Origin of the sequence: Aeromicrobium phragmitis, from assembly GCF_003674095.1 — a bacterium.
Taxonomy (GTDB): Bacteria; Actinomycetota; Actinomycetes; order Propionibacteriales; family Nocardioidaceae; genus Aeromicrobium; species Aeromicrobium phragmitis.
On the sequence record NZ_RDBF01000187.1, the window covers coordinates 1 to 357 of the forward strand.

The following is a 357-nucleotide window of genomic DNA, read 5'->3' on the forward strand; positions in this document are numbered from 1 at the left end:
GTGAGTGGCCCCGCGCTCTCGCTGCACCCGACCATCAGCGCGCTCGTCGAGACAGCGGTCCGACTGGCCGAGTCGCAGCTGTGGCGATGTCATGAGGACCGTCTCGCGAAGCTCAGGAAGTCAGCAGAGCACCTCGTCGCGGCGGTCAAGGGCCCACTCCTCGTCGTCGACGACCACGGCTGGGTAGCGCTGCACGCCGGAGTGCCCGCGCGCGACCGGATCGCCGTGCCGCGGCCCGACACGACCCTGACGATTCCCGGCATGGGAATCTGCCTGCCCGAACGACTCCGCGAAGGCTGGCTGGTCCGACCGGCGACCGGCGCGCGTTGCATCACCGCTGTTCTCAAGCTTCAGGGA

1 pseudogene is annotated in these 357 nt (G+C 69.5%); it reads left to right on the top strand.

Annotated features, from left to right (window positions below):
* Positions 1 to 357: pseudogene (locus D9V41_RS18050) on the top strand (transcriptional regulator); the annotation flags it as partial.